Origin of the sequence: Caulobacter sp. 602-2 (genome assembly GCF_011043625.1) — a bacterium.
Classification (GTDB): domain Bacteria; phylum Pseudomonadota; class Alphaproteobacteria; order Caulobacterales; family Caulobacteraceae; genus Caulobacter.
The window spans coordinates 290290-315415 of the sequence record NZ_JAAKGT010000004.1; the positions used below are offsets into that span (position 1 = coordinate 290290).

Genomic DNA, 25126 nt, shown 5'->3' on the forward strand with positions numbered 1-25126 from the left:
CTGTCTTGTTGCTGTTGGCGCACCGCGGTTGGTGGCGGTCTCCCGAAGAGAAGAATAGCGAACTCGCCATCCGGCGGGCTTTCGACGCCGGCTATGGCGTCGAGACCGACCTGCGAGACCACGAGGGCCGGGTGGTGGTCAGCCACGACCCGCCGACCGGGCAGGACCACATTGGCCTGGACGACCTGCTGGCCTGGTACGCCGCCGCCGGCCAGCCCGGACGCCTGGCGCTGAACATCAAGGCCGACGGCCTGCAGAAGCCGCTGGCCGAGGCCCTGGCCCGCCATGGCGTCGACCGCTACTTCGTGTTCGACATGTCGGTGGCCGACGCCGTCGGCTACATGCGCCACGACCTCGACTGCTACTCGCGCGTTTCCGAATACGAGCCGGAGCCGAGCTTCGAAGCCCAGGCGGTCGGCATCTGGATGGACGCGTTCGTATCGGACTGGATCGCGCCGTCCGACATCGAGGGCTGGCTGGCCAAGGGCAAGGAGGTCGCGCTGGTCTCTCCCGAACTGCACAAGCGCCCCGAAGACGACGTCTGGGCGCAATGGCGCGAGACGGCGTCGCTGGCCAGCGATCGTCTGATGTTGTGCACCGACTTCCCCGACAAGGCGGCGCGGGTTTTTGGGCTGAGTGGAGACTGAACTTGAACGGGGCTCGAAAAGACAAGGCTTCGCCGCGCGCCGTCGTGTGCGTGCCTTGGGTGGGGACGTTCGCCGGGGGGGCTGCGCGCGCGCTGCTCGACACCGCGCGGCTGCTGAGCGCCTGCGGGTGGGACGTCACGATCTTCACCACCAAGTCGGAAAGTCCCTTCAAGGACTGGGCCAAGCATCAGGACCTGCCTGACGTCGACAGCCTGGACGGGCTGCCCGTGCGTCGCTTCGCGGTGAACGCCGAGGGCATGGACGAGTACCACGCCATCAATCACCGCCTCTATTCGGGCGGCGTGCTTTCGGAAGCCGACAAGGACGCCTTCTTCCGCTTGGGCCTGGCCAGCGACGCGCTGTACGCCGCCGTCAAGGCGCTCGACGAAGACGTGCTGGTGATCTGCGGTCCGTACTACCAGGCCCTGGCCCATGGCGTGGTGGCCGCAGCGCCCGGACGGGCCGTCGTCATGTCGGCGTTCCACGACGAAGCGCCGTTCTACTGGGAGCCGGTCAAGCGCCTGATCACCGGCGCGCGCGCGATGATGTTCCTCACCGAAGAGGAAAAGGACCTCACCCTGAGCGCCCACGGCGACGCCATGAGCCGTCGCGACGTCGAGGCGCCGGTGACCAGCCTGCCGGTCGGCACGCCCGACCAGCCGCCGGCCTACGAGGGCCGTCAGCGGCAGCTGCTCTACGTGGGCCGCCTGGATCGCGGCAAGGGTTTGCCGGTGCTCCTGGATTGGCATAGGCTTCTAAATCACAGGTTGCTTTCCGCTGGGCAGGAGCCTTTCCGCTTGACGATCACGGGCGACGGAGAGCGTTCGCTTCTCGAAGGCTACGATGTCGATTATCGCGGGTTCGTCAGCGAGGCCGAGAAGGCCGACATCCTGCGTCAGTCGTCCGCCCTGGTGAACCTCAGCGGCAACGAAAGCTTCTCGTACGTGGTGATGGAAGCCTGGGCCCAGGGCTGCCCGGTGATCGTCAACGGCGCCTGCGAGGTGCTGAAGGGCCACATCGAGCGCTCCAATGGCGGCGCTGCGGTCTGGTCCTACGACGATTTCGAGCGCGCCTGCCTGGAGCTCTCCGAGCCGTCGGTCCGCACCCGCAAGGGCCGGAAGGGGTTCGAGTACGTCGAAAGCACCTGCGGCGAGGACGCCTTCCTCGACAATCTGATCACTCTGCTGGGCTGACATGCGGATTCTCATCGACGGCCAGACCCTGGCCACGCCTGAAGTCGGCCGCGGCATCGGTCGGGTGTTCATCGAACTGGTGTCGGCGCTGGCGCGCTACGACATCAGTCACGAATGGGTGCTGGCCATGCCGGCCGGAGCCGATCTCGACGTCTTCGCCGACGACGTCCTGCGCGTCCTGAAGCTGGAGACCATCCAGCTGCCGCCCGCCGGCGACTGGGGCGAGCGCACCCGTCTCTACGGCGAGCGCGTGAGCGACCTGGCCCGCCGGGTCGGCGCCGACTGGTACTGGAACCCCAACCCCCTGATGATGAACGTGGCGCTCCCGGCGGAGCTGCCCGGCCTCAAGGTGGCGCTGACGGTTCACGACCTGATCCCGGCCCTGCTGCCGCACATCTATCTCGACAACTGGACGGCCGCGGACCGCGAAGAGTACCTGCGCCGCGTCGAAAGCCTGAAGACCTGGCCCGACTACCTGCCTTGCGTGTCGGCGGGCGCCGTCGCCCAGGTGCGGGACTATTGCGGCGAGCCGCGCGGCCGCCTCGACGCGGCCTCCAACGCCGTCGACTTCCGCCGGTTCTGGCCGATCGCCGGCCGGATCACGCGCAAGGACCGTCCGGGACACATCCTGACCGTTTCCGGCGACGACCCGCGCAAGGGCCTGCCGCAGGTGGTCGAGGGCTTCTGCCTGGCCGCGGCGGCCGGTGATCTGGGCGACCTGACGTTCAAGGTGGTCTGCGGCGTCAGCGAGCAGACGCGGGCCCGGCTGACGGCCATCGCCGCCGAGCATGGCCTGTCGGATCGGGTCGAGATCCTGGGCTTCGTCACCGACGCCCAGGTCGCGCACCTGACCCGCACCGCCTACGGCGTGGTGTTCGACTCGCTGCTGGAAGGCTTCGGCCTGCCGCTGCTCGAGGCCCTGGCCTGCGGCGCGCCCGTCGCGGCCGCCGACATCCCGACCTCGCGCGAGGTGTGCGGCGACTACGCCGTCTACTTCAAGCCGAACGACGCCAAGGGCGTGGCCCAGGCGCTGAAGACCATGGTGGCCGAGACCGAGGCTGGTCGCTTCGACCACCAGGGCGCGGTGCGCCACGCCCGCGGTTTCGAGTGGATGAACTCCGCGGCGCTCTATTCGCGCGGCTTCCACCCGCAGCCGCCGGCGATCGAGGCCAACAAGGCCCGCAAGATCGCTCTTCTGACCCCGTGGCCGCCCCAGGCGAGCAGCGTGGCCAACGACGCCTATCACCTGGCCATGGAACTGCGCGAGCGCTGCGTGCTGACGGTGGTCCACACCGACGACGTGCTCGACCCGACGCCCCTGGAAGGCGTCGAGATCATTCCGATGGCCAAGTTCCTGCGCCGCAAGAAGTCGTTCGACGGCGCGGTCGTGCAGATCGGCAACAACACGCCGTTCCACAAGCAGTTCTATCAGTACGCGATCGAGCACCCGTCGACGATCATCATCCACGACCCGAACATCCACCCGTTCGTGCTGGACGCCTTCGGCCGTTCGAGCAAGCCGGGCGAGCGGGCCGTCTACCTGGAGGCCCTTGGCAAGTACGTGACGCCGGAGGTGCTGAGCCACGCCGACAGCACCGACTTCACGGGCGTCGACGTCTTCGAGCATCCGCTCAACGCCCTGGTGGCCGAGCGCTCGCACCGCGTGGTGCTGCACAGCCGTGCGGCGGCCGAGGCGCTGCGGGGCGTGGTTCCCAACGTGCCGATCGACACCTACGCCCTGGCGACCCGCCGTCCGGTCTATCGCTCCGACGAGCTCGACGCCGACATCGTTGGGCTGCTGGCCAAGCTGGAGGGCCGGTTCGTCATCGGCGCCTTCGGCCACATCAACCGCCTCAAGCGCCTGCCCAGCGTCCTGAACGCCCTGGCCCGCGTGCGCGAGATGGGCTTCGACGCCGTCCTGCTGGTGGTGGGCGAGGTCAACGATCCCAGCATCGACCGCAAGGCGATGATCGAGGAGCAGGGGCTGGCCGACCACATCATCGCGACGGGGTCGTGTTCGGACATGACGTTCGACGCCTGCCTCGAGCGCTGCGACGTCGTGCTGAACCTGCGCTATCCGACCCTGGGTGAATCCTCCGGGAGCCTTCACCGGGCGTTCGCGTTCGGCAAGGCCTGCCTCGTCAGCGATGTTGGCCAGTTCGCTGAACACGCCGACGATCTGACCTGGAAGGCCGACGTGGGCGAGCACGAGGCCGAGGAGCTCGTCCAGATGCTGACCCACCTGTTCAAGAACCCGGGCGCCCGCGAGCAGCTGAGCCGCAACGGCCTGGCCTACGCCCGCAACTTCTGCAGCTTCCCCCAGTACGCCGAGCGTCTGTTCACCGCCGTGATGGAGAACGTGAAGTGAGCATTCCTTCCGAGCAGCATCACCGCGACGTCGATCTTTCGGCCCTCATGGCGCAGCTGAAGCGGGCCGCTCGCGTTCCGGCGGGACGTCGGTTCAACGAAGCCCAGGTCGCCGACCAGGCACCCCCGCCGCCCCCGGCGGCGGCTCCGGCCCCAGTGCACGTGGCCGCGCCGGTGGATCCCGAGCTCTACTACTTCATGGCCAACCGGCGCTTCCGCGTGCAGGACTTCCTGGGCGTCGAGCAGCACAAGTTCGTCGCGGCGATCTATGCCGGTCTGCTGCGGCGCGAGCCCGATCCGGGCGGCGCGGCCTATTACAGCAGCGGGGCGCTCGCCAGCCGCTATCACCGTCTGGGCGTCATCATCGCGGTGCGCTTCTCCGACGAGGGTCGCGCCCGCAACGTCCAGATCGAGAACCTGCTGTTCTGGCGACTGGTGCTGAAGTTCATGCGCCCCGTCGAGTATCGGCGCGCGCTCATCCGGATGCTCAAGTAGCCATGTCCGTCACTGTCGTAATCTGCGGACTCGTGCGCCGGCCGGATCTCTTTCGGCCGATCCTGAAGTCCCTGGGCGAGTACCGCCGGCAGGGGCTGGTCAACGACATCTACTATTCGACCTGGATCGGCGAGATCGACCTCTATGAAGGTCTGCGCCGGGACCTGGCCGATATCGGCGCGATCCTCATCGAGGCGCCGCAGCCGACCGGCTATGCCGGGCCCGGCCACGTCTACCTGCAGACCGCCACCTTCCGGCGGGCGCTGGAGCGGCTGCACCCCGATCAGGTGGTGCTGCGCATCCGCCCCGACATCGTGTTTCCGCACCGGGTCAATCTCGACGGCCTGCTGACCTATCTGGCCGAGGCCGTCCCGGCGCCGGCCGATCCGCTGGGCGGCCTGAGCGGCCGGATCTTCACGGGCGCCTTCAACTCGATCCACCCGTTCTGGCTGGAAGACCGCTACATGGGCGGCAAGGTCTCCGACCTGCTGATGCTGGCGACGACCTCGATCGACTACGATCACTTCGCCCACCGCGGCGCGGCGATCGCCGAGGTGCGCTGGTACGCCCGCCCGTTCGTCGACCGCTACCGTTCGGCGCGCGACATGCTGCGCGTCAACTGGGCGGCCCGGCAGGGTCAGGGCCCGGGCTCGCGGGGCGAGATCTTCGGCCAGCTCTTCGAGCGCAACGCCGACCTGCAGCGGATGCTGGCGACCTATCACTACATCCTCGGCCGCTCCTGCCTGATCGGGGTGCCGCCGGACGTGCTGAAGCCGGACGACTACGCCAATTCGCCCGAGCCGCGGCCGGCCGACGACAAGGTCCTGCCGTGGATCATCGACAACCACCGGCATCGGCCGGCCTATGCCGAGCGTCTGGCCGAGCTGGAGCGCGATCCCAGCCACCTGCAGGACGGCCTGGTCGATCAGGAGCAGCTGGAACGCGACCTGCTGACGGTGGGCAGCGTGTTGTGGCCTGAGCCCCGGGTGACGCACGCCGCGCCGACCGAACGGCCCGCGCCGCCGACCGAACGCGCCTATCTTGAGGGCTTGGACTTCGGCATCGCCTCGCACGCGTCCACGGCGATGGCCCGCGGCGGCGTCTGGGTCAGCGTCGGCTGGCGCAACCGCAACGCCCTGATGGCCAGCAAGGAAGCCTTCCCGCGCGTGGCCTTCACCTGGCTGCGCAAGGGCTCCTCGGAACTCTCCAGCGACTGGATGGACATCGGCGCCGTCGACCGGCCGGCCGGCGAGGTCGATCTTCTGGTGCCGGTCCCGGCCAAGCCAGGATCCTACGAGCTGCGGGCCCGCATTGTGATCGAGACCGTCGGTTGGGCCGCGCAGGAGGTCGCGATCCCGATCAACGTCGTGCGCTGAGGAGGGCGCCGTCATGAGCAGCACCCCGCTGACCGAGGCGCACGTCCGTGAAGGATATCGATGGCTTCTCGGGCGGGAGGCCGAAAGCGACCAGGCCGTGCAGTCCCACCTTTCGGCGGGGCTCAGCCTGGAGGGCTTCCGGCAGCGGCTGCTCGACGGGCCCGAATTCCTGTTCATGGCCGAGCGGGCGGGGCTGTTCGACCGCGTCGAGGGCTATCGCCACGGCGTGGAAGACGCTTTGCCCGAGGACCATGCGAGGCGGATCTTCCTGCGGCTGCCTCAGGTCGGTTCGGATCAGGTGATGCGGCTGTTTTCCGACGGGACCGCGCAGGAGGTGCGCTGCCCTGAGGAGCACAACGGCCTGCTGTTCCGGTCGGCCGTCGACCTGGCGGCCTACGGGGCGTTCGCGGGCTTCTTCGATCGTCCAAGCCTGCGCCTGATCCCGGGCCGGCGCCAGGTGCTGCTGATGCTGGCCGAGCCCAAGGCGCGGCTGGTGCGGGTCTATCGCCACCTGCGCGCCTATGACGAGGCGCTGGTCGAGCGGATGGATTTCGAGCTGTGCCGGCTGGCCAAGCGCCTGGACCTGGCCGATTTCCTGGCCGAGGGGGCGCAGGTCGCGCCCACCGTGCTCGACAACGGCTATGCCCGGGCCCTGGCCGGTCCGTTGCCCAAGGGCCGCTGGGAAGCCGCCCGCGGCGAGGTCGCGCCGCTGGATCCGGCGACCGCGGTCGAGGCCGCCGGCGCCCTGGTCGACGAGGCCGTCGTGGGGGTGTTCGAGGACCTGCCCGGCGCGCGGCGCGTTTTCGCCCAGGCCCTGGGCTGCGACGTCGGCGATCCCTTGCGGGAGCGCCACGACGACGTGGTCTATCAGGGCCGGTACGACTGGGAGCCGTTCGAGGGCGTCGATCCGCGCGCGGACGATCTCCTGGAGCGACTGACCCAGCACGACGCCGCGATCTACGCCCGCGCCTCGTCGCGTTTTGACGATCTTTCCCGAAGGTGACGCCATGCAAGCTTTCCGCGCTTCCCTGATCATCGCCGCCACGCTGGGCCTGGCCGCGTGCGACCTGTCCGGCGGCTCCAGCGCCCGGTCCAACGCGCCGCTGGTCGCCGATCAGCTGCCGGCCATCGCCGACTGGGCCAAGCCGTACCTGGGCCAGAAGATGCTGGCCAAGTTCCCCGCCAAGGCCGACTGCGAGGGCTATGTCGACATCGTCACCGCCCGCTACGGGGACGGAAAGTCCGGCGTGGCCGTCGAGGGCTGGGGCTGGGACGCGACCGGCAAGCGCGGGACGCTCAAGGTTCTGCTGGTCGACGACAAGGGCGTGATCACCGGCGCCGCCGACGGCGGCCGTCCGCGCCCCGACGTGCCCAAGGCCATGCCCGCGGTGACGTCCGAGACGGTGGGCTGGCGCGGCTATGCGACCACGGTTTCCGGCGAGGTCACGGCCTACGGCCTGGTCGACCAGGCCGACGCCGCCTGCTCGCTGGGGCGGATCCAGATCTAGGATCGCCGGCCCCGCCGCGCGCCCTTCGTCGGCTACCCGGCTTAGGGTGTTGAGCAAGCGTGCGTGATCACATAGTGTCGGCCACTATCTGAGGTGGGGTTGGTCAAGGGGAGGCGTTGTTTTCCCTCTAAGGTAGCGTTTGCGAACGTTTACCCGCGATGGCCCTGTCTCGATATCGCTGAAATGTATCGATGGGTCTGCGTTGTGGGTAATGCCGCGTCTAACTTGGTGACTACGGACAAAGTGTGGTTTTTCCTCACGGGTGGCACGCGTAGCGGCACAACGGTGCTCCAGCAGATCCTGAACACCCATCCGCATGTCGGGTGCATGCACGAGTACGGCCTCAAGAGCCTGTTCGACATCGCCGACCGCCTGTTCGACGCCGATCGCAGCCAGCGCGAATTCTCCTCCGTGGTGAAGCCGAAGGTCGCCCTGCAGCTGGCGGCCGCCTCGGCCGCGCCGCCCAAGGTCGAGGCTCCGGTCGAGGCGGTGGCCTCGTCCATCGATACGCCCCCGCCCGCCGCGCAGGAGATCGTCGCCCAGGAGGTCGTCGCCGACCCGGTGGCGGAAAAGCCCCGCAAGGCCGTCGCCAAGAAGAAGAAGGAAGATCCGCTCGGCGCGGCCCTGGCCCACCACACCGCGCGCGACAACAAGCGTCCGTCGAACGACATCGTCGACCTCTTGCCGGTGCCGCGTCGTGAATCGTTCTTCGACATCCTGGAGGCCGTCTATCGCGCGACGTCCGGCAAGGGCGACCTGCAGGCCTTCGGCGACAAGATGCCGAACCTCGACCTCAAGGAACGCGAGGCGCTGAAGACCCAGTACGGCCTGTCGACCAAGGTCGTGGTGGTCATCCGCAATCCGCTCGACGTGGTCAGCTCGTCGATGCACCGGGCCAAGATGGCCAAGCTGAAGGCTGACATCTGGCATGTCGAGGACATCGGCCAGGCGATCGAGGAATGGCTGCGCAACTGGGACTACGCCCTGGCGCATCGCGACGATCCCGACCACCTGTTCGTCAAGTACGAGAGCCTGGCCAACAACTTCGAGGAAGAGGCCGGCCGCATCGCCGCGTTCCTCGGCGTCGAGAACCGCTTCGAGAACCTGATGGCGCCGCTGCCCGAGCACGCCCGGTTCTACGGCCTGGCGTCGGAAGAGCTGGCGAGCCTGCGCGGTGCCTTCCATCCGGTGGTCGACGCCTGGGACGGCAAGAGCCTGTCGGAGCTGTTCGACCTGGGCCGCGTGCATCGCGTCGTGGCCGACGGCAGCAAGGTTCTTTTCGGCCGGGCCGACGAGCGCGCGATCGGTTCGGCGGGCTTCGGCGATCCCGAGCCCGAATGGTGCTGGACGGTCGCCGACCGGGCGCGGGTTCAGTTCCGGATCCAGGATGCGCCGCCGTCGGCCGAGGCCTGGATCGACCTGGAGTTCATTCCAAGCTTCGCCGCCCAGGCGCACGTGCCGTTCATCATCCGCACGCCCGACGGCAAGGAAATGCACCACAGGGTGCGGGCCGATGAACCCATGCCCGCCCGCTACGCCTTCACCACGCGGCTGGAGAACGGCGTGGTCGACCTGGAGCTGCTGCTGCCGGTGCGAAAGCGCCCGCAGGACGAGCCCGTCGAGGACACGCGCGAGCTGGGCCTGGCCATGCGCTCGATCCAGGTGAAGCTGCTGTAGACGGCCCCCGCTGCCCGTCCGGCCGGCGTTCCGAGGGCCAGATTTTAGCCCCACGGACGCCCGCCTTGGGGTAAGGACGGCGGGCCGCCGCCCCGTGCGCGCGGCCTATCGCTCCAGGACGAAGAAACCGAACTTCATGACCCTCGACATCACCGCCATCCGCGCCGCCGCTGAGCGTCTTTCCGGTCATATCGAGCGCACCCCGTGCCGCTATTCGCGCACGCTCTCGAAGATTACCGGCGCCGAGGTGTGGGTGAAGTTCGAGAACCTGCAGTTCACGGCCGCCTACAAGGAGCGCGGGGCGCTGAACAAGCTGCTCCTGCTGTCGGACGTCGAGAAGCAGCGCGGGGTCATCGCCGCCAGCGCCGGCAACCACGCCCAGGGCCTGGCCTATCACGCCGCCCGCCTCGGCGTGCCGGCCACCATCGTCATGCCCAAGACCACGCCCTTCGTGAAGGTGCAGCACACCCGCGACTTCGGCGCGACCGTGGTCATCGAGGGCGAGACCTATGACGACGCCAACGCCCACGCCCGCAAGCTGCGCGACGAGCAGGGCCTGACCTTCGTCCACCCGTTTGACGACTACGACATCATGGCCGGCCAGGGCACCATCGCCCTGGAGATGCTGGAGGATGCGCCGGACCTGGAGATCCTGCCCGTGCCGATCGGCGGCGGCGGCCTGATCAGCGGCGTGGCCACGGCGGCCAAGGCGGTCAATCCCGACATCCGCATCGTCGGCTGCGAGCCGGCCATGTATCCGTCCTTCACCGCCAAGATGCGCGGCGTGCAGGCCCATTGCGGCGGCCAGACCATCGCCGAAGGCGTCGCGGTCAAGCAGGTCGGCGAGCTGACCTACGGCGTCGCCCGCCCGCTGATCGACGACGTGCTGCTGCTGGAAGAGCCGCACCTTGAGCAGGCCGTCTCGCTGTACTGCAACGTCGAGAAGACCATTGCCGAGGGCGCGGGCGCGGCCTCGTTGGCGGCGCTGCTGGCTTATCCGGAACGCTTCCGCGGCAAGAAGTGCGGCCTGATCCTGTGCGGCGGCAACATCGACACCCGCCTCCTGGCCTCGGTGCTCACCCGCGAACTGGTGCGCGCCCAGCGGCTGGTGTCCCTGCGCATCGTCGGCGACGACCGCCCGGGCCTGCTGTCGACCGTCTCGCACGTGATCGGCGCCATGGGCGCCAACATCATCGAGGTGAACCACAACCGTCTGGCGCTGGACGTGCCGGCCAAGGGCGCGGAGTTCGACATCACCATCGAGACCCGCGACGCCCAGCACACCCAGGAAGTCATCGACGCCCTGCGCGAGCACGGCTACCCGCCGCGGACGGTGTAGTCGGCTTAGGATCCCCAAAGTTCGTCATCCCGGAAAGCCCGTAGGGCTTATCCGGGACCCAGGGGCAGCCGCACAGCGGTCGCCACCACTGCGGCGCTAAGTCGTTGCACCGAGCCTAGTCCCCTGGGGCCCGGCTCTCCGCTTCGCTCCGGCCGGGATGACGAATGGGGAGCGGACAAGAAAAAGGCCCCTCATCGCGCGATGAGGGGCCTTTCTTTTTCGCTATGATAGCGCCGCCTAGAGCAGCGCCGAGATCGCCGCGCGGGCCGCTTCGCCCAGGTCCGGACGCTTCAGCGCCAGGGCGACGTTGGCCTTCAGCAGGCCGATCTTGTCGCCGCAGTCGTGGGTGTCGCCTTCGTAGACATAGGCGTGGAAGGCCTGGTCCTGCATCAGCTTGGCCATCGAGTCGGTCAGCTGGATCTCGTTGCCGGCGCCCTTTTCCTGGCTGGCCAGCAGGTCGAAGATCTCGGGCTGCAGGATGTAGCGGCCGGCGATGGCCCAGTTCGAGGGGGCCGTGCCCTTGGGGGGCTTCTCGACCATGCCGCTCATGGTGGCCAGGCGGCCCTCGACCTTGCTGGGCGCGACGACGCCGTACTTGTGGGTCTCGCTTTCGGGCACTTCCTCGACGCCGATGACGTTGCCGCCGCCGACCTGGTCATAGACCTCGATCAGCTGAGCCAGCGCCGACTTGGGCGCGTCGACGATGACGTCGGGCAGCAGCACGGCGAACGGCTCGTCGCCGATGATGTCGCGGGCGCACCACACCGCGTGGCCCAGGCCAAGCGGGGCCATCTGGCGCACGAAGCTCATTTCGCCCGGCTTGGGCAGCTCGTCGCGCAGCTGCTTGAGGATGTCGAGCTTGCCCTTGGCCTCGAGCTGCATCTCCAGCTCGACCTGGTGGTCGAAATAGTCCTCGATCGCGCCCTTGCCGCGGCCGGTGACGAAGATGAAGTGCTCGATGCCGGCGGCGCGGCCTTCCTCGACGATGTAGGACAGGATCGGCCGGTCCACGACGTTGAGAAGTTCCTTCGGCGTCGACTTCGTCCCGGGCAGCACGCGGGTGCCCAGGCCGGCGACGGGAAGGACGGCCTTGCGGACGGGTTTCATGAGCACCTCGTATCTGTGTCTCGGATGACAGGGTTCTAGAGTGTGGCCGCCGACCACGCCACCACCGTTGCGTGACAACGATGTCTGCAATGCGTTCCAAGCACGGAATGATTGATGTTCGCGCCAAGCCTGCTAGCTCAGGATGCGGATATGGCCATCGGAAACACCTTCATGCGCGCTCGGTTCCTTCTTCTCGCCGCCCTGGCCGGCCTGTCGCTGGCGGGATGTGGTCCTTCCAAGGAGGATCTGGCCGCGCGGCAGGCGGCGATGTCGGCGGCCAAGACCGCCGGGTCCGACTTCCTGGCCAAGAACGCCAAGGAGCCGGGCGTCGTCACCCTGCCCAGCGGCCTGCAGTACAAGGTGATCCGCTCGGGTCCGGAAACCGGCCTGCACCCGCGCCCGATCGACGAGGTCAAGGTCCACTACGAGGGCAAGCGCCTCGACGGGTTCGTGTTCGACAGCTCCTACGAGCGCGGCGTGCCCGCCTCGTTCCCGCTGCGCGGCCTGATCCCCGGCTGGGTCGAGGCCATGCAGCTGATGCGCCCGGGCGACGAGTGGATGCTCTACGTGCCCGCCGACCTGGCCTATGGCGACAACCAGGCCGGGGCCGACATCCCGCCGGGCAGCACCCTGGTCTTCAAGATCGAGCTGATCGACGTGCTGCGCAGCAAGCTGCAGGCTCCCAAGAGCTGATCCGTGGCCTGACGGATGGGCCGAGCGTGGGCGCGTTCCTTGCGCCCACGTTTCTGGCCGGTTTCAAATCGTTGCGGCGCGGTCAAAGCACTTGGTTCTCCGGCTTGTCGGGCTGATAGCGACACTCACTCGCAAGAAGCTTGGCTGGAGTTGGGGATGTCGCGCGTCACGTTTGCTTCCGTTCTGATGGGGTCCGCCGCGGCCCTGGCCCTGTCGGGCGCGGCCATGGCCGCCGAACCCGCGCCGGACGCGGCCGACCTGGACGGCGTCGTCGTCACCGCCGCCGGCTTCGAGCAGAAGCTGGTCAACGCCCCGGCCAGCGTCACCGTCGTGCCGCGCGAAGAGCTGCAGGAGATGCGCGCGGCCAGCCTGGCCGAAGTGCTGACCAATGTCGAAGGCGTCGACGTCGGCTCGGCCGTGGGCAAGACCGGCGGCCTCAACATCAACATCCGCGGCATGGGCAGCGACTACACGCTGATCCTGATCGACGGCCGCCGCCAGAACACCGCCGGCAGCGTCACGCCCAACGGCTTTGGCGAAACCTCGACCAGCTTCCTGCCGCCGGTGGCCGCCATCGAGCGCATCGAGGTGGTGCGCGGTCCGGTTTCGACCCTCTACGGGTCGGACGCCATGGGCGGCGTCGTCAACATCATCACCCGCAAGGTCGGGACCAAGTGGAGCGGCACGGCCAGCCTCGACGGCACGCTGCAGGGCGACGACGAGTTCGGCAATCTCTACGGCGGCAACCTCTACGCCAACGGGCCGATCGTCCGTGACCTGCTGGGCCTGGCCGTGCGCGGCAGCTTCCTGAACCGCGAAGCCTCCAAGCTGACCTACGAGAACGTCGGCGGCGTCGACACCCCGATCACCGGCTTTGGCCGCAGCGCCACCAAGAGCGAGCTGCGCACGATCGGCGCGCGCCTGACCCTGACGCCGCACGCCGACCACGACCTGTGGCTGGACATCGACGAGTCCACCCAGTGGTACGACAACTCGCAGGGTCAGATGGGCACCAACACCACGGCCGGCGGCTACGCCAACGCCCTGGAGTTCAACCGCCGCCAGATCGCCCTGGCCCACAACTGGCGCCTGCCGTTCGGCCAGATCGAGAGCAACCTCTCGCAGGCCAAGACCGAGACCATCGGCCGGATCATCCCCAACGGCGTGGCCGGGGCCGGCGGCGCCCGCGACCTGGAATCGACCAACACCATCTTCGACACCAAGCTCTATTCGCGCTGGAAGAACCACACCTTCACGATCGGCGGCCAGTACTGGGACGCCGAGATGAAGGACGGCGTCGCGCCGCAGCCGTTCGTGCACGAGCAGTGGGCGGTGTTCGCCGAGGACGAGTGGCGCTTCACCGAGGGGCTGGCCCTGACGCTGGGCGCCCGCCACGACGACCACAGCGTGTTCGGCGGCCACTTCAGCCCGCGCGCCTATCTGGTCTGGAACGCCAACGACAACTGGACCTTCAAGGGCGGCGTCAGCCAGGGCTTCAAGACCCCGCGCCTGGAGCAGCTGGCCCCCGGCATCAACGGCTTTGGCCAGCAGGGCCGCCTGCCGCTGCTGGGCTCGCCGGGCCTGCAGCCGGAAACCAGCACCAGCACCGAGGCCGGCGCCTACTACGACAATCAGAACGGCTTCACGGCCAACGTCACGGTCTTCCACAACAAGTTCGAGGACAAGATCGCCTCGGGCCCGCCGGTGACCAACTGCGCCTTCGGCCTGACCCAGGCGCAGTACAACGCCGGCACGGGCCGCCCCGCCGGCTGCGTCGATGTGGGCTTCTTCCCCAACGCCGCCACCTTCGGTCAGAGCATCAATATCGACGAGGCGGTGACGCAAGGGGTCGAGGCCGCCGCGCGCTGGCATTTCGCCGACGACTGGACGCTGGGCCTGAACTACACCTTCACCGACAGCGAGCAGAAGAGCGGGGCCGAGGCCGGCCGCAAGCTGACCGACACGCCCGAGCACATGGTCAACGGCAACCTGCGCTGGCGGGTGACCGACCGGGTGAACGCCTGGGTGCGCGGCGAGTACCGCAGCGAGCGCTATCGCGGCGAAGGCCCGGCCCGCGTCGCCCTGGGCGACTACAAGGCCTACAGCCTGTTCCACCTGGGCGGCTCGTTCAAGGCGACCGAAGCCGTCACGCTGAACGCCACGATCTACAACCTGTTCAACAAGGACTTCGTGCGCCAGCTGCCCTATGGCGCGCCCGTGGCCTACGCGCCCGAGTACACCAACAACCAGGAGCCCCGCCGTCTGTGGGTCTCGGTGCAGGTGGACTTCTAGGCGTCGCGATCGCGCGCAGAACGCAGAAGGGGCGGCCCGTCGGGCCGCCCCCTTTCGTTTGAAGGCTTCAAGGCCGTCAGTCGGTGAACACCACCGTCTTGCGGCCGTTCAGCAGCACGCGGTCCTCCAGGCGCCAGCGCAGGGCGCGGGCCAGGACGCGGCGCTCGATGTCGCGGCCCTTGCGGACCAGGTCCTCGGGGGTGTCGCGGTGGCTGATGCGCTCGACGTCCTGCTCGATGATCGGACCCTCGTCGAGGTCGCCAGTCACGTAGTGGGCGGAAGCGCCGATCACCTTCACGCCGCGGGCGTGGGCCTGGTGATAGGGCTTGGCGCCCTTGAAGCCCGGCAGGAACGAGTGGTGGATGTTGATGCAGCGGCCCGAGAGCTTAGCCGCCAGGCCGTCCGACAGCACCTGCATGTAGCGGGCGAGCACGACGATGTCGGTCTGCGTCTCCTGGATCAGCTTCCAGAGCGCGGCCTCCTGCTCGAACTTGGTCTCCTTGGTCACCGGCAGGTGATGGAAGGGCAGGCCCGACAGGTCGACGTGGGTGTAGGTCTCGGCGGGGTGATTGGCGACGATCGCGGTGACGTCCATCGGCAGCTCGCCGATGCGCCAGCGATAAACGAGGTCGGCCAGGCAGTGGTCGAACTTGCTGGCCAGGATCATGACGCGATAGCGCTCGGCCGGGTCGCGCAGGCTCCAGCGCATGGAAAAGCCCTTGGCCAGGGCCTCGAACTCGGCGCGCAGGGCCTGGCGGTCGGCGCCGTCGGGATCGAAGACGACGCGCATGAAGAAGTCGCCCGTCTCCTGGTCGTCGAATTGCTGGGCGTCGAGAATGTTGCAGCCGCGCTCGAACAGGAAGGTCGAGACCTTGGCGACGATGCCGGGCTGGTCGGGGCAGGAGAGGGTCAGGATCATGGTCCGTTTCCTCTAAAGCTTGGCTCGGATGAAGAAAAGCCGTGAGCGAGCACGTTTCTTGCGCGCGCCGTGAGCTTTTCTCAGGTGTTCGCACGAACCTGCCCGGGGTGCGCCGGGCGGGCTTGGCGGCCCGGGGCGGCGCGGCCTAGGCTTGGCGGATGGTTTCCTCTCCCGAAGCGCTTTCCGCCCGCGCCGTCGACATCCTGGCCAAGCTGGTCGCCTTCGACACCACCTCGCGCGGCTCCAACCTGGCCCTGATCGAATGGGTCGAGGCCTATCTGTCCGACCTGGGCGTGGCCTCGCGGCGCGTGCCCAACGTCGACGGGACCAAGTCCAACCTGATGGCCAGCATCGGGCCTGCGACCCCGGGCGGGGTCGTGCTGTCGGGCCACACCGACGTGGTCCCCGTCGACGGCCAGCCCTGGTCGAGCGACCCCTGGACCCTGACCGAGCGCGACGGCCGCCTCTATGGGCGCGGAACCTGCGACATGAAGGGGTTTCTGGCCCTGGCCCTGGCGGCCGCGCCCGACCTGGTCGCCAGCGATCTCAAGCGTCCCGTGCACCTGGCCTTCTCCTATGACGAGGAGGTCGGCTGCCTGGGCGCGCCCGACATGATCGCGGTCATCGCCCGCGACCTGCCCCGACCCGCCCTGGTGGTGGTGGGTGAGCCCACCGACATGGTCGCCGTCCAGGCCCACAAGGGCATCGCCAGCTACTGGGTGACGGTGACGGGGCGCGAGGCCCATTCCAGCCTCACCCACCTGGGCGTCTCGGCCAACATGGTCGCCGTCAAGCTGATGAGCCATCTGGTGGCGCTGTCCGAGCGGCTGGAGCGCGAGGCCGATCCCGCCTCGCCGTTCATGCCCAAGGGCGCGACCCTGACCATCGGCCAGGTCAACGGCGGCACGGCGGTGAACATCCTGGCGCGCCAGTGCGTGTTCGTGTTCGACCTGCGCACGCCGCCGGGGCTGGATCCTGCCGCCATCCTGGCCGACTTCTTCGCCCTGGCCGCGTCGCTGGACGCCGAGGTCAGGGCCAGGGCGCCCGAGGGCGGGGTCAAGGTCGAGGTGCGCTCGCTGACGCCGTCGTTCGCGCCGGAGCCGAACGGCGCGGCCGAGGCCTTCGCCCGCCGCATGGCCGGCGACAACGGTCCGGCCCGCGTCGCGCCCTATGCGGCCGAGGCCGGGCAGTTCCAGGGCGCGGGCTTCTCCACCGTCATCTGCGGTCCGGGCTCGATCGACCAGGCCCACCAGCCCGACGAGTATGTCGAGATCGCCCAGATGGAGCGCGGCGCCCAGTTCATGCGGCGTCTGATCGACGACCTCGCCACTGCCTGATGACGATCCGGCGGCCGAAGAAGGCCACCGGGTCCAGGGCCATGGCCCGCAGGATGTCGATCGCCGGCGCCTTGCGGGCGGCCTGGATCTGCCGGCGCGAGGCCAGGATCGGATCGAGGTCGGCCTTCACGAAGGCGGCCTTGAAGCCTTTCCACACCGGCCCGGCGTCGCGCCGGCGCACATGCAGCAGGAAGAGGCCGGCGGTGACCGCGAAGTGCAGCGGCGCGCTCCACCACAGCATCGGCGCGGGCGTGTTCTTCAGGAAGGTCCAGACCCGGTTGCGGGTGCCGTGGAACAGGGCGAAGTCGGAGCGCACGCCCAGCGTCGCCGAGCCGACGTGCTCAACCTTGGCGTCGGGAACCAGCAGGGTCGGCTCGCCTTCCAGCCGCAGCCGGTAGCCCAGGTCGACGTCCTCGCAGTAGCAGAAGAACCGCTCGTCGAAGCCGCCCAGGCGCAGGAACAGCTCGCGGTCCAGCATCATCGCCGCGCCGCAGGCCGAGAACACCTCGCCCTCGAACACCTTGGCCGACTCCCTGCGGCGATAGCCGCCGCGGAACGGGATGCCGGCCGAGGTCATGACGTCGCCCGCGCCGTCCATCAGGCCCGGCTCGTCGGCGACCAGCTGCAGCGAAGCGAAGCTCATCACGTCCGGATGGCGCCCGGCGGCGGCGGCCAGCCTGGCCAGCCAGTCGGGGTGGGGATAGGCGTCGGGGTTCAGCAGCACCAGCCAGCGGCCCCTGGCCTGGCGGGCGGCGATGTTGTTGCCGGCCGCGAAGCCGGTGTTGGCGCCCGGTTCGATCAGGCGGATCGACGGATCGGCCGCCGCGGCGGCCTGCGGCGCGCCGTCGCTGGAGGCGTTGTCGACCAGCAGCACCTCGAAATCACGGAAGGTCTGGGCGGCGAGCCCGGCCAGGCACCGGCCCAGGGTGGGGCCGCTCTGGTAGGCGACGACGATGACGCTGAAGGCGGGAGAAACGGTCGGCATGCCCAAATGCTTGGTTGAACGCGGCGCGACACTCGCTAACACAGGGGCCCGGGCAAAGGTACGGCGAAGGTGATCAAGCAGCTCAAGCGTCTGGTCTGGCGCGCCCTGCCGGGGGCGGCGCACGCCGTCTCGGTTCGCCTGCCCACCGTCCGCGCCTGGCTCGACTACGGCTGGAACCGCCGCCGCCCGGCTTCGGCGCCGGCCGATGCGCCGGTGATCGTCGCGGGCTTCCACGGCGCGGTCCTGGGCCTTGGCGAGGCGGCCCGCGGCCTGGCGAAGGCCCTGCGGGCGCAGGGGCGGCAGGTCGTCGACTGGGACGTATCCGAGCGCCTTGGCCATGCCCGCCGGCTGCCTGACGGCGATCCGGCAGAGCCGACGGCCGGCCCCGCCGTGCTGATCGCCCACATGAACCCGACCGAGCTGATACATCTGGTCGCCCAGACGCGCGGCGCGCCCTTCCGGGGCCGCCGGACGATCGGCTACTGGGCCTGGGAGCTGCCTCGCATCCCCCGGGCCTGGCGGGCGGCCTTCCGCTATGTCGACGAGGTCTGGACGCCGTCGCGCTTCACCGCCGACGCCGTGCGCGCGGCCGCGCCGCGCGGCCTGGTCGTGCGGGTCATGCCCCATCCGGTTCCGCTGTCGGACGCACGCGCCGACCGGACCCTCTTCGACCTGCCGCAGGACGCTGTGATCGTGCTCTGCGCCTTCGATTTCCGCTCCTCGATCGCCCGCAAGAACCCGCTGGGCGCGCTGGAGGCCTATCGCGGGGCCGCCGCGCGCTGCGACGTGCGGACCCTGCTGGTGCTCAAGACCGTCGGCGCCGACGACGCGCCCGAGGCGGCGGCGACCGTGCGGGCGGCGATCGGCGCGGCCGACGACGTGCGGCTGCTGACCGCGTCGATGAGCGCGCAGGACCGCGACGCCCTGCTGGCCTCCTGCGACATCCTGCTGTCGCTGCACCGCGCCGAGGGTTTCGGCCTGCTGCCCGCAGAGGCCATGGCCGCCGGCAAGCCGGTGGTGGCCACGGGCTGGTCGGGCAACCTGGATTTCATGGGCGACGGCGCCGCCGCGCTCGCGCCCGCACGGCTGGTTCCGGTCGACGACGCCCAGGGGATGTATGCGGACGATGTCTGGGCCGAGCCCGACCTCGACGTCGCCGCCCAACTGCTGGCCGACCTGATCGGCGATCCCGCCGCCCGCGCCGCGCTCGGCGCGCGGGGCCGGGCCGCGGTCGCCGGCCTGCTGTCGCAATCCACTGTCGGCGAGAGCGCCGTCGCCGCCCTTTCCGGACACGTCCAATGAAGATCACCCCCCTGGCCATCCCCGACGTCCTGCTGATCGCGCCGGTGCGCCACGGCGACGAGCGCGGCTGGTTCTCCGAGACCTTCCGGCAGTCGGCGCTGGACGAGGCCGGCTTCAAGGGCGGCGTCTTCGTGCAGGACAACCACGTGCGCTCGACCACGCGCGGGATCGTCCGTGGCCTGCACTTCCAAAGGCCGCCGCTGGGCCAGGCCAAGCTGCTGCGCTGTGCGCGGGGCGCGATCTTCGACGTGGCGGTGGACATCCGCGTCGGCTCGCCCACCTACGGCCAGTGGGTCGGCGCCGAGCTGTCGGCCGACAACGCCCTGCAGCTGCTGGTTCCCGAGGGCTTCGCCCACGGCTACTGCACCCTGACCGACGAGTGCGAGGTGCTCTACAAGGTCACGGGCTACTATGCGCCGCAGGCCGAGGGGACGCTGCGCTTCAACGACCCGGCGCTCGCCATCGACTGGACGATCCCCGGGACCGAGCTGTCGGCCAACGCCCGCGACGCCGCCGCGCCGCTGCTGGCCGACCTCGCCAGCCCCTACGTCTACGAGGCCTAAGCCCTAGCCAGCCGCGCCGCCGCCCAGTCGGCGGCGTCGCGCACGGTCTCGTCGGGATCGTCGCGCAGTGGCTCGACCACGGCCATCAGGCCCGCGTCGCCGCTGTTGCCGATGGCGTAGAGCACGTTGCGCACGAAGCGGTCGCGGCCGATGCGCTTGATCGGGCTTTTGCTGAACAGCGCCCGGAACGACGGGTCGTCCAGCACGGCCAGCTCCGCCAACGGCGGGGTCTTCAGGGTCTCGCGGGCGTGGAACTTGGCCTCGGCCGACAGGCTGGCGAACTTGTTCCACGGGCAGGCGGCCAGGCAGTCGTCGCAGCCGTAGATGCGGTTGCCGAGCATGGGGCGAAACTCGTCCGGGATCGGACCGGCCAGCTCGATGGTCAGGTACGAGATGCAGCGCCGCGCATCCAGCCGGTGCGGCGCGGGAAAGGCGCCCGTCGGGCAGATGTCCAGGCACGCCCGGCACGAGCCGCAGCGGTCGTACTCGGCCGGGTCCGGCGGCAGGTCCAGCGTGGTGAGCACGCTGCCCAGGAACAGCCACGAGCCGAACTGGCGCGAGACGAGGTTGGTGTGCTTGCCCTGCCAGCCCAGGCCCGCGCGCTGGGCCAGCGGCTTTTCCATCAGCGGCGCGGTGTCGACGAACACCTTGACCTCATTGCCCCAGCGGCGGTGCATCCAGCCGGCCAGCTGCTTGAGGCGCTTCTTGACCACGTCGTGATAGTCGTCGCCCTGGGCGTAGACGCTGATGGCGGCGCGGTCCCGATGCTCCAGCTGGGTCAGCGGGTCGATGTCGGGGCCGTAGTTGACGCCCAACACCACCGCGCTCCTGGCGTCCGTCCACATGGCGGTGGGGTGGCTGCGGCGCTCCAGCGTCTCTTCCATCCAGCCCATGGCGCCGTGCAGGCCTTCGGCCACGAACTGGCGCAGCCATTCGCCGTTGGGCCAGGCGTCGGCCGCCGAGGCGAAACCGCAGGCGTCGAAGCCCAGCGCGAGGGCTTCGCGGCGGATCTCGTCCCGGATAGCTTGAGGCGTCGGTTCAGAAGTCGAGGTCGTCATAGTGCGCGGCCGGCGCGAGGCCGGGCCAGCGGTCGGCCAGGATGGGCCGGAAGCACGGTCTCGATTTCAGCTTCATGTACCAGGTGCGGACCGCGGGGAAGTCCTTCCACGGCACGTCGCCGAAATAGTCGATGACCGAAAGGTGCGCCGCGCCGGCGAAGTCGCCGAGACTCATGCGGCGGCCGGCCAGCCAATCACGCTGCTGCAGCAGGCTTTCCATGTAGCCCATGTGATTGCGCAGGGCGTCGCGGCCCTGCCGCAGGGCGCCCAGGTCGGGCGCGCCCATGCGCAGCAGGCGCTTTTCCATCTTCTCGTGCAGCAGGAAGCCGTTGACCTCGTTGTCGAACTTGCGGTCGAACCACTGCATCAGGCGGCGCGCCTCGGCGCGCTCGCCGGCTTCGCGGCCCAGCAGGGCGGGTTCGGGCTCCTGTTCCTCGATGTGCTCGAGGATGGCGCGGCTTTCGCAGATCACGGCGGTGCGCTGGTGGCGGGTCTCGACCAGCACCGGCGTCAGGCCCGAGGGGTTCAGCGCCGTGAACTCCGGCGGCGACTCCCAGTAGCGCACCTGTACCTCGGAGAACGCGACCCGCTTTTCGCCCAAGGCGAGGCGCACCTGGCGCGAGGCCGGGTCCAACGGGAAATGGTGAAGAGTGCGTTCGACGCTCATGCCCACATGCGTTCAGGCTGCATCGTCTGATCGATGCGCCGCTTTGCTTAACAAGATGTTGCCGGGGCAGGGCTATTCCGAGGAATGAGCGTTTTTGGGGCGGGGACCGCAATCCCTCTCCCCTTGCGGGAGAGGGTGGCCTGCGAAGCAGGTCGGGTGAGGGGTCTCTCAGAACTGGGCCGTGCGACCCCTCATCCGTCGACTTCGTCGACACCTTCTCCCGCAAGGGGAGAAGGGATCAGCTATTGGCCCGCGCGATCAGCGCCGTGGTGCTCTGGCCGGCCTTCAGGTCGGCCAGAACGACGCGGCCGCCGTTGGCCAGCACGACGTCAGAGCCCACGACAGTCTCGACCGTGTAGTCGGCGCCCTTGACCAGCACCTCGGGCTTGATGGCGGTGATCAGCTCCAGCGGGGTGTCCTCGTCGAACAGGGTGACGAGGTCGACGGCCGACAGCGAGGCCAGCACCGCGGCGCGGGCGTCCTCCTTCTGCACCGGACGGGTCGGACCCTTCAGGCGCTGGACCGAGGCGTCGGTGTTGAGGCCCAGCACCAGGCGGTCGCAGGCGGCCTTGGCCTGGGCGAGCAGCGAGACGTGGCCGGGGTGCAGCAAATCAAAGCAGCCGTTGGTGAAGCCAACCTTCAGGCCGCGCGCGCGCCAGCCGGCGACGATCTCCAGCATCCGCTCGCGGCCGGCGATCTTCTCCTGGCCCGGATCGCCGTGGGCGCCGGCCAGCACGGCCTTGAGCTCGGCGGCGGTGACGACGTCGGTGCCCAGCTTGGCCACGACCAGACCGGCGGCGGCGTTGGCCAGGCGCGCGGCGGCGGGCAGGTCCGCCCCGGCCGCCAGCGACAGGGCCAGGGTGGCCGCGACGGTGTCGCCCGCGCCCGAGACGTCGAACACCTCCAGCGCGCTGGCCGGCAGGTGCACGTGAGCCGCGCCGCGCTGCGACAGGGTCATGCCGGCCGCGCCGCGGGTGACCAGGGCGGCCGAAAGGTTGGGAGCGGCGGAAAGGATCGCCTCGCCAGCGGCCTCGGCGGCCTCGTCGCCGGCGCCCGTCACGCCGGTGGCCTCGGCGGCCTCGCGACGGTTGGGCTTGATCACCGTCGCGCCGTCGTAGCGGGAAAGGTCGCGGCTCTTGGGATCGACGATCACCGGCTTGCCGGCGGCGCGGGCGGCGGCGATGGCGGCGGCCAGGACTTCGGGGGTGAGAACGCCCTTGGCGTAGTCCGACAGCACCACGACGTCGGCGGCGGGCAGGGCCTTTTCGAAGGCGGCCAGCACCAGGGCCTGGTCGGCCGGATGGCGGTCCTCGCGGTCGGCGCGCAGCATCTGGTGCGAGGCGGCGACGTAGCGGGTCTTTTCGGTGGTGCGGCGCGAGGGATCGACGGCCAGGGCGCTTTCCAGGCCCGGCTCGCGCTCGACCAGCGCCCGGACGGCCTTGCCCGCGTCGTCGTCGCCGACCAGCCCGGCCAGCACGGCCTTGCCGCCCAGGGCTGCGACGTTGCGGGCCACGTTGCCCGCCCCGCCCAGCATGGTGGTCTCGCGCTCGATGGCGATCACCGCCACCGGAGCCTCGGGCGAGATGCGGTCGACCGCGCCGTAGACGAACCGGTCGAGCATGACGTCGCCCAGCACCAGCACGGTCTTGCCGGAAAAGGCGTCGGGCAGGCGGGCCAGGGTGTCGTCCATCGGGGATAGCGCTCGTCGATCAGGGAAGGCCGCTAATTGGGCGCATAGCGGCCGGAGAGCAAGACCCTCCCCCTTCAGGGGGAGGGTCTTTCCGAATGGCCCCTCGGATCGGGGTGCAGCAGCACGTCGGCCGTCGGGAAGGCCGCTTTCACCCGGGCCTCGGCCGCGTTCATGATCGCGTGGGCTTCGGCCAGGCTCTGGCCGGCGGCCAGGTCCATGTGGCCCTGGACGTGGATGTGCGGGCCGGCCGCGCGGGTGCGCAGCTGGTGCACGCCGCCGACGCGGGCGTCGGCGGTCAGCAGGGCCAGGATCTGCTCGCGCTCCTCGACCGGCAGCTCGTGGTCCATCAGTTGGTCGGCGGCTTGGCGCAGCACCCCGACCGCGCCCCACAGCAACCAGGCGGCGACCACCAGGCCGGCGGCGGCGTCCACCCAGGTCCAGCCCAGCAGGGCGACGGCGGCCAGGCCAAGCAAGGTCACGGCGTTGGACGCCAGGTCGGCGGCGTAGTGGGCGTGGTCGCCGGCCACGGCCACCGAACGGGTCTTGGCCATCACCGCGGCCTGGGCCCGGATCAGGGCCAGGGTCAGGACGATCGAGACGATCATCACCCCGACGCCCCAGACGCTGTTCTCCACCGGCTTGGGATGCAGCAGGCCGCCGATCGCCTCGCGCCCGATCAGGGCCGCCGAGGCGAAAACCAGGCCCGCCTGGATCAGGCTGGAGAAGGCCTCGGCCTTGCCGTGGCCGAAACGGTGCTCGGCGTCGGGCGGCTCGGCCGCGTAGCGCACAGCGAAGAAGGTGATCAGCGAGGCGACGAGATCGAGGCCCGAGTCCGCCAGCGAGGCCAGCATGGCCAGCGAGCCGCTGGCGATCCACGCCGCGCCCTTGATGACGATCAGGACGGCGGCCGTCCCCACCGACAGGGTGGTGATCCGGCGGGTGAGGGCCTGGTGCTCGGCGGCGGAGGCGGCGGGCGCGGTCATGGGCTCTGTCTACCAGCGGGCGAGGCCTGAGAAAATCCACGCGAGGGTCTAGCGGCGCCTTTGAAATCGTCGTCTGATTACGGCTGTAGAAAAAGGGGGGGCGTGCATGACGCGTTGGGCGGCCGGACTGGCTCTGGTGATCGCGGCGACGGCGGGCGAGGCGATGGCGCAGCCTTCTGCGGTGTCGCTCGACGACCTGGCGACCCTGCCCGACGCCGAGATCGTGGCCCGGACCATGGCCCAGATCGGCGCCGACATCGTGCATGTGGACCGGAAAGAGCCGCGCGTGGTGTTCATCTTCCCGTCCGAGCCGGTACGGCGGCGGATCAGGTTCATGCTGCGGCCGCGCGCGGCCGCGAGCATGCCGGGGCTGTGCGTGGTTCCCTTCTGGGACGTCCTGTTCGAAGAGGAAGGCGGGGAGCGTCCGCCCCGGACGGCCTTTCGGGATTTGACCGTGGAGCGCGCGTATCGCGTGGTCGATGAGGTCGGCTTGCGCATCGGCGAGGGGGCGGCGGTGGATCCGATCACCGAGGCGCGCTGCGCGGAGATCGAAACGCCAGACGAACTGCTTGAGGCGAGCGACCAGAACATGGCCTGGCAGGCGGCGTCCCTGGCCCAGACGGTCAGGCGCGATTTCGCCAGCCTGCCCGCCGACAAGGTCAACTGCCTGCTGGAGGAGGGCTGCGAGGCTCTGGTGCGAAGCCTGACGGCCCGTTCCGTCGCCTGGGCGTCGTCCTGTTCCGATCTGAACGGACACACAAGGGCGGCCGACGAGACCTGCACCACCTTTTCCATTCGCGGCACGCAAACGCGCGGCAGCCTCGACGTCCACGTTACCGTGACGGCCGCATTCGACGCCGATCCCTTCCGCTGGCGGCTCCGCGAGCTGGAGATCCATCGTCCGCCGCGCCCGGTCGAATGACGGCGT

Annotated in this window: 22 protein-coding genes; 15 read left to right on the top strand and 7 right to left on the bottom strand. The window is 69.5% G+C overall.

Translation table 11 applies throughout. The annotated features are described in order from the left end of the window. Positions 1–5 precede the first annotated feature (5 nt). The 9 genes from G5B46_RS11580 (at position 6) to G5B46_RS11620 (ending at position 10602) form a co-directional block, all read left to right on the top strand. Positions 6–647: a hypothetical protein gene (locus G5B46_RS11580; RefSeq protein WP_165258813.1), complete on the top strand. Its 642-nt coding sequence runs from the start codon at positions 6–8 to the stop codon at positions 645–647. Positions 648–706: 59 nt separating this feature from the next. Continuing rightward, on the top strand, positions 707–1840 hold the full coding sequence (locus G5B46_RS24835) for a glycosyltransferase family 4 protein (protein ID WP_165258814.1): 1134 nt from the start codon (positions 707–709) through the stop codon (positions 1838–1840). Position 1841: 1 nt separating this feature from the next. Continuing rightward, entirely contained in the window at positions 1842–4208 is a 2367-nt protein-coding gene (locus G5B46_RS11590) for a glycosyltransferase (RefSeq protein ID WP_165258816.1), read from the top strand. Then, positions 4205–4702 (top strand): DUF4214 domain-containing protein, encoded by a 498-nt coding sequence (locus G5B46_RS24840; protein WP_165258817.1) that lies wholly within the window; start codon positions 4205–4207, stop codon positions 4700–4702. The genes G5B46_RS11590 and G5B46_RS24840 overlap by 4 nt, the downstream gene beginning before the upstream one ends. Positions 4703–4704: 2 nt before the next feature. Continuing rightward, on the top strand, positions 4705–6078 hold the full coding sequence (locus tag G5B46_RS11600) for a hypothetical protein (RefSeq protein WP_165258819.1): 1374 nt from the start codon (positions 4705–4707) through the stop codon (positions 6076–6078). A 13-nt stretch (positions 6079–6091) separates the two neighbouring features. After that, positions 6092–7081: a hypothetical protein gene (locus G5B46_RS11605; RefSeq protein ID WP_165258820.1), complete on the top strand. Its 990-nt coding sequence runs from the start codon at positions 6092–6094 to the stop codon at positions 7079–7081. A gap of 4 nt (positions 7082–7085) precedes the next feature. Continuing rightward, positions 7086–7586, top strand: coding sequence for a hypothetical protein (locus G5B46_RS11610; RefSeq protein ID WP_165258822.1), 501 nt, complete (start codon positions 7086–7088; stop codon positions 7584–7586). Between the two features lie 183 nt (positions 7587–7769). Beyond that, positions 7770–9263 carry a sulfotransferase gene (locus G5B46_RS11615; RefSeq protein ID WP_240903438.1) on the top strand — a complete coding sequence of 498 codons (1494 nt, stop codon included), beginning with the start codon at positions 7770–7772 and terminating at the stop codon, positions 9261–9263. A 136-nt stretch (positions 9264–9399) separates the two neighbouring features. Beyond that, a complete protein-coding gene (locus G5B46_RS11620) occupies positions 9400–10602 on the top strand; it encodes a threonine ammonia-lyase (protein ID WP_165258825.1) in 1203 nt (400 codons plus the stop codon). A 237-nt stretch (positions 10603–10839) separates the two neighbouring features. Here the strand turns inward: G5B46_RS11620 and galU are convergent, their stop codons facing one another. Next, positions 10840–11709, bottom strand: coding sequence for a UTP--glucose-1-phosphate uridylyltransferase GalU (gene galU / locus G5B46_RS11625; protein WP_165258826.1), 870 nt, complete (start codon positions 11707–11709; stop codon positions 10840–10842). Between the two features lie 171 nt (positions 11710–11880). Here galU and G5B46_RS11630 point away from each other — a divergent pair, with 171 nt between their 5' ends. Both G5B46_RS11630 and G5B46_RS11635 read left to right on the top strand, forming a co-directional pair. Next, on the top strand, positions 11881–12402 hold the full coding sequence (locus G5B46_RS11630; RefSeq protein WP_205691618.1) for an FKBP-type peptidyl-prolyl cis-trans isomerase: 522 nt from the start codon (positions 11881–11883) through the stop codon (positions 12400–12402). Between the two features lie 156 nt (positions 12403–12558). Beyond that, entirely contained in the window at positions 12559–14694 is a 2136-nt protein-coding gene (locus G5B46_RS11635; protein ID WP_165258830.1) for a TonB-dependent receptor, read from the top strand. Positions 14695–14770: 76 nt separating this feature from the next. Here G5B46_RS11635 and purU read toward each other — a convergent pair whose 3' ends face one another. Further along, a complete protein-coding gene (gene purU, locus G5B46_RS11640) occupies positions 14771–15613 on the bottom strand; it encodes a formyltetrahydrofolate deformylase (protein WP_165258832.1) in 843 nt (280 codons plus the stop codon). Between the two features lie 158 nt (positions 15614–15771). Here purU and argE point away from each other — a divergent pair, with 158 nt between their 5' ends. Further along, positions 15772–16950 carry an acetylornithine deacetylase gene (argE, locus tag G5B46_RS11645; RefSeq protein ID WP_165258834.1) on the top strand — a complete coding sequence of 393 codons (1179 nt, stop codon included), beginning with the start codon at positions 15772–15774 and terminating at the stop codon, positions 16948–16950. On the opposite strand, the gene G5B46_RS11650 is transcribed toward argE, so the two are convergent. Next, positions 16913–17935: a glycosyltransferase family 2 protein gene (locus G5B46_RS11650; RefSeq protein ID WP_165258835.1), complete on the bottom strand. Its 1023-nt coding sequence runs from the start codon at positions 17933–17935 to the stop codon at positions 16913–16915. The genes argE and G5B46_RS11650 overlap by 38 nt on opposite strands. Before the next feature lie 69 nt (positions 17936–18004). Here G5B46_RS11650 and G5B46_RS24845 point away from each other — a divergent pair, with 69 nt between their 5' ends. Further along, the gene (locus G5B46_RS24845; RefSeq protein WP_165258837.1) at positions 18005–19237 is read left to right on the top strand and encodes a glycosyltransferase; all 1233 of its coding nucleotides are present in this window, start codon (positions 18005–18007) and stop codon (positions 19235–19237) included. Next, a complete protein-coding gene (gene rfbC / locus G5B46_RS11660; protein ID WP_165258839.1) occupies positions 19234–19800 on the top strand; it encodes a dTDP-4-dehydrorhamnose 3,5-epimerase in 567 nt (188 codons plus the stop codon). Before G5B46_RS24845 ends, rfbC begins: the two co-directional genes overlap by 4 nt. On the opposite strand, the gene queG is transcribed toward rfbC, so the two are convergent. From queG to G5B46_RS11685, 4 genes are all read right to left on the bottom strand, one after another. Continuing rightward, on the bottom strand, positions 19797–20858 hold the full coding sequence (gene queG / locus G5B46_RS11665; protein ID WP_165258840.1) for a tRNA epoxyqueuosine(34) reductase QueG: 1062 nt from the start codon (positions 20856–20858) through the stop codon (positions 19797–19799). The genes rfbC and queG overlap by 4 nt on opposite strands. Beyond that, positions 20839–21525 carry a glutathione S-transferase family protein gene (locus G5B46_RS11670; protein ID WP_165258842.1) on the bottom strand — a complete coding sequence of 229 codons (687 nt, stop codon included), beginning with the start codon at positions 21523–21525 and terminating at the stop codon, positions 20839–20841. Before G5B46_RS11670 ends, queG begins: the two co-directional genes overlap by 20 nt. Positions 21526–21763: 238 nt before the next feature. After that, positions 21764–23215, bottom strand: a complete 1452-nt coding sequence (gene rfaE1 / locus G5B46_RS11680; RefSeq protein WP_165258844.1) for a D-glycero-beta-D-manno-heptose-7-phosphate kinase — start codon at positions 23213–23215, stop codon at positions 21764–21766. Between the two features lie 74 nt (positions 23216–23289). Beyond that, positions 23290–24198 (bottom strand): cation diffusion facilitator family transporter, encoded by a 909-nt coding sequence (locus G5B46_RS11685; protein ID WP_165258845.1) that lies wholly within the window; start codon positions 24196–24198, stop codon positions 23290–23292. Positions 24199–24304: 106 nt separating this feature from the next. On the opposite strand from G5B46_RS11685, the gene G5B46_RS11690 reads away from it, so the two are divergent. Continuing rightward, complete coding sequence (locus tag G5B46_RS11690) at positions 24305–25120, top strand: hypothetical protein (protein WP_165258847.1); 816 nt, start codon at positions 24305–24307, stop codon at positions 25118–25120. Positions 25121–25126 lie beyond the last annotated feature (6 nt).

What these genes read in the sequence shown, in the direction of transcription:
- G5B46_RS11590 (WP_165258816.1), top strand. Translation starts at nt 1,842, where the DNA reads ATGCGGATTCTCATCGACGGCCAGACCCTGGCCACGCCTGAAGTCGGC.
- rfaE1 (WP_165258844.1), bottom strand. Translation starts at nt 23,215, where the DNA reads ATGGACGACACCCTGGCCCGCCTGCCCGACGCCTTTTCCGGCAAGACC.
- G5B46_RS11690 (WP_165258847.1), top strand. Translation starts at nt 24,305, where the DNA reads ATGACGCGTTGGGCGGCCGGACTGGCTCTGGTGATCGCGGCGACGGCG.
- purU (WP_165258832.1), bottom strand. Translation starts at nt 15,613, where the DNA reads ATGATCCTGACCCTCTCCTGCCCCGACCAGCCCGGCATCGTCGCCAAG.
- argE (WP_165258834.1), top strand. Translation starts at nt 15,772, where the DNA reads ATGGTTTCCTCTCCCGAAGCGCTTTCCGCCCGCGCCGTCGACATCCTG.
- G5B46_RS11685 (WP_165258845.1), bottom strand. Translation starts at nt 24,198, where the DNA reads ATGACCGCGCCCGCCGCCTCCGCCGCCGAGCACCAGGCCCTCACCCGC.
- galU (WP_165258826.1), bottom strand. Translation starts at nt 11,709, where the DNA reads ATGAAACCCGTCCGCAAGGCCGTCCTTCCCGTCGCCGGCCTGGGCACC.
- G5B46_RS11630 (WP_205691618.1), top strand. Translation starts at nt 11,881, where the DNA reads ATGCGCGCTCGGTTCCTTCTTCTCGCCGCCCTGGCCGGCCTGTCGCTG.
- G5B46_RS11620 (WP_165258825.1), top strand. Translation starts at nt 9,400, where the DNA reads ATGACCCTCGACATCACCGCCATCCGCGCCGCCGCTGAGCGTCTTTCC.
- G5B46_RS11605 (WP_165258820.1), top strand. Translation starts at nt 6,092, where the DNA reads ATGAGCAGCACCCCGCTGACCGAGGCGCACGTCCGTGAAGGATATCGA.
- queG (WP_165258840.1), bottom strand. Translation starts at nt 20,858, where the DNA reads ATGACGACCTCGACTTCTGAACCGACGCCTCAAGCTATCCGGGACGAG.
- rfbC (WP_165258839.1), top strand. Translation starts at nt 19,234, where the DNA reads ATGAAGATCACCCCCCTGGCCATCCCCGACGTCCTGCTGATCGCGCCG.
- G5B46_RS11610 (WP_165258822.1), top strand. Translation starts at nt 7,086, where the DNA reads ATGCAAGCTTTCCGCGCTTCCCTGATCATCGCCGCCACGCTGGGCCTG.
- G5B46_RS11670 (WP_165258842.1), bottom strand. Translation starts at nt 21,525, where the DNA reads ATGAGCGTCGAACGCACTCTTCACCATTTCCCGTTGGACCCGGCCTCG.
- G5B46_RS11650 (WP_165258835.1), bottom strand. Translation starts at nt 17,935, where the DNA reads ATGCCGACCGTTTCTCCCGCCTTCAGCGTCATCGTCGTCGCCTACCAG.
- G5B46_RS11600 (WP_165258819.1), top strand. Translation starts at nt 4,705, where the DNA reads ATGTCCGTCACTGTCGTAATCTGCGGACTCGTGCGCCGGCCGGATCTC.
- G5B46_RS11615 (WP_240903438.1), top strand. Translation starts at nt 7,770, where the DNA reads ATGTATCGATGGGTCTGCGTTGTGGGTAATGCCGCGTCTAACTTGGTG.
- G5B46_RS11635 (WP_165258830.1), top strand. Translation starts at nt 12,559, where the DNA reads ATGTCGCGCGTCACGTTTGCTTCCGTTCTGATGGGGTCCGCCGCGGCC.